Origin of the sequence: Micromonospora sp. NPDC006431 (assembly GCF_042870725.1) — a bacterium.
Classification (GTDB): Bacteria; Actinomycetota; Actinomycetes; order Mycobacteriales; family Micromonosporaceae; genus Micromonospora.
Genome location: NZ_JBIAHQ010000017.1, coordinates 159,183 through 165,772, shown reverse-complemented (window position 1 = coordinate 165,772; position 6,590 = coordinate 159,183). Strand labels below are relative to the sequence as shown.

Annotated in this window: 8 protein-coding genes; 7 read left to right on the top strand and 1 reads right to left on the bottom strand. The window is 73.5% G+C overall.

All coding sequences use genetic code 11. From position 1 onward, the window contains the following. The first annotated feature begins 129 nt into the window (after window positions 1–129). The 7 genes from ACFYM6_RS25985 to hypE are packed head-to-tail and all read left to right on the top strand — an operon-like array spanning window position 130 to window position 4,207. The gene (locus tag ACFYM6_RS25985) at window positions 130–663 is read left to right on the top strand and encodes a hypothetical protein (protein WP_387279551.1); all 534 of its coding nucleotides are present in this window, start codon (window positions 130–132) and stop codon (window positions 661–663) included. Beyond that, window positions 660–1,271: a DUF5947 family protein gene (locus ACFYM6_RS25980; protein ID WP_387279549.1), complete on the top strand. Its 612-nt coding sequence runs from the start codon at window positions 660–662 to the stop codon at window positions 1,269–1,271. Before ACFYM6_RS25985 ends, ACFYM6_RS25980 begins: the two co-directional genes overlap by 4 nt. A 15-nt stretch (window positions 1,272–1,286) precedes the next feature. Beyond that, on the top strand, window positions 1,287–1,490 hold the full coding sequence (locus ACFYM6_RS25975; RefSeq protein WP_073835170.1) for a hypothetical protein: 204 nt from the start codon (window positions 1,287–1,289) through the stop codon (window positions 1,488–1,490). 33 nt (window positions 1,491–1,523) lie between these two features. Beyond that, window positions 1,524–1,625: a DUF6893 family small protein gene (locus ACFYM6_RS25970; protein WP_387279547.1), complete on the top strand. Its 102-nt coding sequence runs from the start codon at window positions 1,524–1,526 to the stop codon at window positions 1,623–1,625. 22 nt (window positions 1,626–1,647) lie between these two features. Continuing rightward, the gene (locus ACFYM6_RS25965) at window positions 1,648–1,920 is read left to right on the top strand and encodes a HypC/HybG/HupF family hydrogenase formation chaperone (protein WP_073835171.1); all 273 of its coding nucleotides are present in this window, start codon (window positions 1,648–1,650) and stop codon (window positions 1,918–1,920) included. Window positions 1,921–1,931: 11 nt separating this feature from the next. Next, complete coding sequence (hypD, locus tag ACFYM6_RS25960; protein ID WP_387279545.1) at window positions 1,932–3,059, top strand: hydrogenase formation protein HypD; 1,128 nt, start codon at window positions 1,932–1,934, stop codon at window positions 3,057–3,059. After that, on the top strand, window positions 3,056–4,207 hold the full coding sequence (gene hypE, locus ACFYM6_RS25955) for a hydrogenase expression/formation protein HypE (RefSeq protein ID WP_387279543.1): 1,152 nt from the start codon (window positions 3,056–3,058) through the stop codon (window positions 4,205–4,207). Before hypD ends, hypE begins: the two co-directional genes overlap by 4 nt. Before the next feature lie 100 nt (window positions 4,208–4,307). On the opposite strand, the gene hypF is transcribed toward hypE, so the two are convergent. Beyond that, entirely contained in the window at window positions 4,308–6,587 is a 2,280-nt protein-coding gene (gene hypF, locus ACFYM6_RS25950) for a carbamoyltransferase HypF (protein WP_387279541.1), read from the bottom strand. Window positions 6,588–6,590: the final 3 nt, after the last annotated feature.

Genomic DNA, 6,590 nt, shown 5'->3' with positions numbered 1-6,590 from the left:
GGGCGGGCGGCCCCACCCCACCAACCCCCCCCCCCCGGCCCCCGCCCCCCCGGGCCCGGGGCCCCCCCCCCCCCCCCCCCGCGGCCCCCCGCCCCCCCCCCCCCCCCGCGGCTGGCCCGCCTGGACATCGTGCTCGGCCAGCTCGAACAGACTCCCGGCCGCACCGCCGAGCTGGCGCTGGAGGCCGTCGAGCTGCTGACCGAGGTCTACGGCGAGGCGCTGGCCCGGGTCACCGACCTCGCCGCCGACAGCCCCCGCACGCTCGACCGGCTCACCGGCGACGAACTGCTGCGGCACCTGCTGCTGTTGCACCGCATCCATCCGGATCCGCTGGACCGGCGGGTGGCCCGAGCGGTCGACGACCTCCGGCCACAGCTACGCGCGCAGGGCGCCGAGATCACGCTGGTCGGCGTCCAGGACAAGGTGGCCCGGATCAGCCTGTCCGCGAGTTCGTGTGGTGGCGCCGCCCTGCGGGACCTGGTCCGGCAGCAGGTCCTGACGTTCGCGCCGGAGCTGTCCGCCGTCGACGTGGTGGCGCCCGCGCCGCCTCCGGCGTTGATCCCGGTCGCCAACCTGTGGCAACGGCCGGACCGGACCGATGCGGCAGCGCTGAGCGAGGCGGGGCCGGCTGCGGCGCCGCTGGCGCTGGGTGGCCCGACATGACGGCGGGCGCGCTGCAGCGGGCGATCCGCCGCGCGGGGCAGCGCGCGGCGGTCGAGCGCTGCGGGATGTGCGCCGGACCGGTCGCCCCCGAGCACCGGCACGTGTGGGACGAGCAGGACGGGGAACTGTTGTGCGCCTGCCCGCCGTGCTCCCTGCTCTTCGAGCGGGAGTCGGCCGGCGGGGGCCGGTACCAGCTCGTCCCCGCTCACGGCCGGCGGTTGACCGGCCTGTCCGCCGACGAGCTCGGGGTGCCGGTCGGTCTGGTGTTCTTCGTGAAGCAGCACGACGGCCGGGTGCTCGGGCACTATCCGAGCCCGCTGGGCACGACCGAGTCGGAGATCGATGCCGACGCCTGGCGGGCGGTCGAGGCACGATCGCCCGCACTGGCCGAGCTGGCGCCCCGGGTCGAGGCGTTCCTGGTCTGGACGGGCACGCAGTCTGGCGGGGGCCAGCAGTGGGTGGTGCCGGTCGACGACTGCTACCGGCTGGTCGCGCTCATCCGGCGGCACTGGACGGGCATGTCCGGGGGAAGCGCGGTGTGGCGGGCGATCCCCGGGTTCTTCGAGGAGCTCGACCGACGGCACGGTCGGCACTCCGGCCACGAGTGATGGAGGAGGCGGGTAATGGGCGAGATCCGAGTGGGCGATCCCGACGTCGAACTCGACGCGCCGGCGCACACCAAGGGTGTCGAGGAGGGCAACTCGCGGCGGCGCAAGCAGGCGGGCCATCACGACGACGGGACGGTGGACGAGCGCCGCTCGACCGGCATCCGGCCGAAGAAGCACGGCCCGATCCTGCCGATCATGCCGAATCTGCCGCCGGGTTGAGCGGATCCGGCGCGGGCCCGAAGGAGGTGAGCTATGCGAAAGCTGCTGGCGCTGCTGGCCGGCGTCGCCGTCGTGGGGCTGTTCTGGAAGGAACTGCCCGCGCTGCGGCGCTACATCAAGATCGAGAAGATGTGAGCAGGAAGGGCCGAACGAGCCGATGTGTCTAGGTATCCCGGGCGAGATCGTCGAGATCAAGGCCGGTCACGACGATCTCGCCGTCGTCGACGTCGTGGGCGTCCGGCGGGCGGTCAACATCGGCCTGCTCGAGGCGGACCAGGTCGGCGTGGGCGACTGGGTGCTCGTCCACGTCGGGTTCGCCATGTCCAAGATCGACGAGGCCGAGGCGGCCGCCACGTTGGCGCTGCTGACCGGCCTCGGGCAGGCGTACACCGACGAGTTGCAGGCGCTCGCCGAATCCGACATCAGCTAGGGGATCACCAGATGCGTTTCGTCGACGAGTACCGCGACGCGGACAAGGCCCAGGCGTTGGCCACCCAGATCGCCGCATTGTGCGAGCCGGGACGGCAGTACAAGTTCATGGAGGTGTGCGGCGGGCACACGCACACCATCTACAAGCACGGGATCGAGGACTACCTGCCGGAGAACGTCTCGCTCGTGCACGGACCGGGCTGCCCGGTCTGCGTCATCCCGATGGGCCGAGTGGACGACGCCATCGCCATCGCCCACGAGCCGGGCGTCATCATGACCGCGTTCGGCGACATGATGCGGGTCCCCGGCGGGAACGGCTCGTTCCTGGACGCCAAGGCGGCCGGCGCGGACATCCGGATGGTGTACTCGCCGCTGGACGCCCTGAAGATCGCCCGGACCAACCCGGACCGCAAGGTGGTCTTCATGGCGATCGGGTTCGAGACCACCTCCCCGTCCACCGCGATGACCGTGCTGCGGGCGGTCGCCGAGGGTGTCCACAACTTCTCGGTCTTCTGCAACCACGTCACCATCCTTCCGGCGATCAAGGCGATCCTCGACTCGCCGGACCTGCGCCTCGACGGCTTCCTCGGGCCCGGGCACGTCTCCACCGTCATCGGCTGCCGGCCGTACGAGTTCATCGCCCGCGACTACGGCAAGCCGCTGGTGTGCGCCGGGTTCGAACCACTGGACCTCCTGCAGTCGGTCTACCTGCTGCTCAAGCAGCTCGCGGAGGGCCGCTGCGAGGTCGAGAACCAGTACACCCGGGTGGTGCCCTGGGACGGCAACCTGCGGGCGCTGGAGGCGATCGGCCGGGTCATGCAGCTGCGCCCGTACTTCGAGTGGCGCGGCCTCGGCTTCATCTCGCACTCCGCGCTGCGGATGCGGGACGAGTACGCGGCGTACGACGCCGAGCGGATCTTCGAGGTGCCCGGGGTACGCGTCGCGGACCCGAAGGCCTGCCAGTGCGGCGAGGTGCTGAAGGGAGTGCTCAAGCCGTGGGAGTGCAAGGTGTTCGGCACCGCGTGCACACCGGAGACTCCCATCGGCACATGCATGGTCTCCTCCGAGGGCGCGTGCGCGGCCTACTACAACTTCGGCCGCTTCACGCGGCAGCGGCTGACGGAGGCGAGCGCGGTATGACCACCGAACGCACCGCCGGCTGGGCCGAACGCGCGGTGGCCGAGGCCGAGGCGACGACCGGCCACCGGTCGGAGCGACTGTCACCGGAGCAGCAGGTGCTCCAGCGCATCGAGCGGGCCCGCCAACGCGCGCCGAGGATCCGGGAGAGCCGACTCACGCTCGCGCACGGCGCGGGTGGGAAGGCGACGCACAGCCTGGTCGAAGGGCTGTTCGTGGAGGCGTTCCGCAACCCGACGCTGGAGGCGCTCGACGATGCCGCCGTGCTCTCCGTGGGCACCGGCCGGCTGGCCTTCACCACCGACTCGTACGTGGTGTCGCCGCTGTTCTTCCCCGGCGGCGACATCGGCGATCTCGCCGTCAACGGCACGGTGAACGACCTCGCGGTCAGCGGCGCCCGGCCGCTGTACCTGTCGGCCGGGTTCATCCTGGAGGAGGGCTTTCCCGTCGCCGACCTGCGGCGGATCGTCGCCTCCATGGCTGCCGCGGCCGAGCGCGCCGGGGTCCAGGTGGTCACGGGCGACACGAAGGTGGTGCAGCGGGGCAAGGCCGACGGCTGTTACGTCAACACCGCCGGCGTGGGTGTGCTGGAGCGGCCGGTGACGCTCGGCGCCGCGCAGGTCCGCCCCGGTGACGCGGTCGTCGTCTCCGGACCGATCGGCGACCACGGCGTGACCATCATGCTCGCCCGCGGCGAGCTGGACATCGCCGCCGACCTGACCTCGGACACCGCGGCGCTACCCGGTCTGGTGGCCGCGCTGCTCGACGCGGCGCCCGGGGTGCGGCTGCTGCGCGACGCCACCCGGGGCGGCGTGGCGACCATCCTCAACGAGGTGGCGCAGGCGGCCCGGGTCGCCGTCGTCGTCGACGAGGCCGCGGTGCCGGTACGTCCCGCCGTGACCGGCGCCTGCGAACTGCTCGGCATCGACCCGCTCTACGTGGCCTGCGAGGGGCGCCTGGTGGCCGTGGTGGACGGCGCGCAGGCGGAGGCCGCGGTGACGGCGCTGCGTGGCCACCCGCTCGGCGACGGCGCTGCGGTCATCGGCCGGGTCACCGCCGACCCGCCCGGGATGGTGCTGCTCCACACGGCGTTCGGCGGCACCCGGGTGGTCGACATGCTGGTCGGGGATCCGCTCCCGCGGATCTGCTGACGGCGGTCGCCGGGTCGGCCGGCGGCACGACCCACGCCGCGAGCACCTGTGCCCGAAGCTCAGGGCCGGGGCCGCGGGCACAGGTGGCTGCGGCACGCGGTCAGGTGGGCGGCACAGCCCGGGCCGCGGCCACCGCGGCCTGGCCGAGCGAGATCCCACCGTCGTTGGGCGGCACCCGGGAGTGCACGAGCACCCGGAAGCCGTCCCGCTCCAGCCCGCTCACCACGCGGTCGAGCAGCAGCACGTTCTGGAAGACCCCGCCGGAGAGCGCGACCGTGGCCAGGCCGGTGCGCTCCCGGACGGCTCCGGCCGCCCCGACCACGGCGTCGGCCAGGCCGTGGTGGAAACGGGCGGCGATCCGACCGGGGTCCACCCCGGCGAGCAGGTCGTCGACCACGTACCGGACCAGGTCGCGGCCGGCGTCGAGGAGCGGCACCGGGCCGGCCACCCCGACCGGGTAGCCGCCCCGCTCGTCGGGATCGGCCCGCTGCTCCAGGGCGATCGCCGCCTGCCCCTCGTACGTGACCCGGTCGTGCAGGTCGAGGATCGCCGCGACGGCGTCGAACAGCCGGCCGGCGCTGGAGGTGCGCGGCGAGTTCGTCGCGGTGCGCCCCAACGCCACCACGGTGGGCCAGTGCCGCTCGTGCCGGCGCCGCACGGCCAGGTCGGGCACGGCGTCGCCGTAGATCTCGTGGAGATGGGCCGCGGCCATCCGCCATGGCTCGTGCACCGCGGCGGTGCCGCCGGGCATGGGGACCGTGGCCAGGTGGCCGACCCGGTCGAATCCGGTCAGGTCCGCGACGAGCAGCTCCCCGCCCCAGAGGGTGCCGTCCGGGCCGTAGCCGAGACCGTCGAAGGCGACGCCGATCACCGGTCCGGGTTCGGCGTTGTCGGCCAGGCAGGACGCGATGTGGGCGTGGTGGTGCTGGACGCCGAGCAGCTCGACGTCCTCGCGCTGCAGCGCGTACTTGGTGGACAGGTACTCGGGATGCAGGTCGTGGGCGACGACCTCCGGCCGGACGTCGAAGAGCCGGGTGAAGTGCGCGATCCCGTCGGTGAACGCCCGCAACGTCTCGTAGTTCGCCAGGTCGCCGATGTGGTGCGACACGAACGCGCGCCGCCCCTTGGCCACGCAGAAGGTGTTCTTGAGCTCCGCGCCGCAGGCCAGCACCGGCCGGTCGAACCGCCAGGGCAGGGTGATCGGCGCGGGCACGTAACCACGGGACCGCCGCACCGGCAGCTCGCGGCCCCGAAACACGCGTACCACCGAGTCGTCGGTGCGGACATGGATCCGCCGGTCGTGGGTGAGGAAGGCGTCGGCGATCGGGGCCAGCCGTCGGCGGGCGTCGTCGTCGCGGTGCGCGATCGGCTCGTCGGAGGCGTTTCCGCTGGTCAGCACGATCGGCAGGCCGAGCCGGCCAAGCAGCAGCTGGTGCAGCGGCGTGTACGGCAGCATCACGCCCAGGTCGCGGTTGCCCGGCGCCACCGACGCGGCGACCGGGGCGTCGGCGCGGCGGGGCAGCAGCACCACGGGACGGCGGGCGCCGGTGAGCACCGGCACGGCCGCCGCCGCCACGTCGACCAGGGCGCGCGCCGCCCGCAGGTCGGCGGCCATCACCGCGAACGGTTTCTCCTCGCGGTGCTTGCGGGCACGCAGCGTCGAGACGACCCGCTCGTCGTCGGCCCGGGCGGCCAGGTGGTAGCCGCCGAGGCCCTTGACGCCGACGATCCGGCCGTCCCGCAGCCACCGGACGGCGGTGTCCAGGGGGTCGCCGGAGACCGGGGCCCCGTCGGCGTCGACGAGCCGGAGGGCCGGACCGCAAGCGGGGCAGCACACCGGCTCAGCGTGGAAGCGGCGGTTGCCGGGGTCCGCGTACTCGGCGGCGCAGTCGGCGCAGAGCGGGAACTCGGCCATCGTGGTGGTGCGGCGGTCGTACGGGACGTCCTCGACGATGGTGAACCGCGGGCCGCAGTTGGTGCAGTTCGTGAACGGGTACCGGTGGCGCCGGTCCGCCGGATCGGACAGCTCGGCGAGGCAATCCGGGCAGGTGGCGGTGTCGGGGGAGATCAGGGCTTCCCGGCCGGTGCCGGTGACACTGGTGACGATGGTGAAGCCGGGCTGGCCGGTCGGCGGGACCGGCTCGGTGGTGAGCCGTTCGACCTGGGCGAGGGTCGGCGCGCGGCGGCTGAGGTCGGCCACGAAGTCCGCCAGCCGGTCCCCGTCGCCTTCGACCTCGACGAAGACGCCGGCGGTGTCGTTGCCGACGATCCCGGCCAGCTCGTACTCGGTGGCCAGCGCGTGCACGAACGGCCGGAAGCCGACGCCCTGCACGATGCCCTCGACGCGGACGTGCACCCGCCGCGCACTGGTCAGTTCCATGGT

Bases quoted from the DNA above. Each gene is read 5' to 3' on its own strand.
- ACFYM6_RS25980 (WP_387279549.1), top strand. From the start codon at position 660: ATGACGGCGGGCGCGCTGCAGCGGGCGATCCGCCGCGCGGGGCAGCGC.
- ACFYM6_RS25975 (WP_073835170.1), top strand. From the start codon at position 1,287: ATGGGCGAGATCCGAGTGGGCGATCCCGACGTCGAACTCGACGCGCCG.
- ACFYM6_RS25970 (WP_387279547.1), top strand. From the start codon at position 1,524: ATGCGAAAGCTGCTGGCGCTGCTGGCCGGCGTCGCCGTCGTGGGGCTG.
- ACFYM6_RS25965 (WP_073835171.1), top strand. From the start codon at position 1,648: ATGTGTCTAGGTATCCCGGGCGAGATCGTCGAGATCAAGGCCGGTCAC.
- hypD (WP_387279545.1), top strand. From the start codon at position 1,932: ATGCGTTTCGTCGACGAGTACCGCGACGCGGACAAGGCCCAGGCGTTG.
- hypE (WP_387279543.1), top strand. From the start codon at position 3,056: ATGACCACCGAACGCACCGCCGGCTGGGCCGAACGCGCGGTGGCCGAG.
- hypF (WP_387279541.1), bottom strand. From the start codon at position 6,587: ATGGAACTGACCAGTGCGCGGCGGGTGCACGTCCGCGTCGAGGGCATC.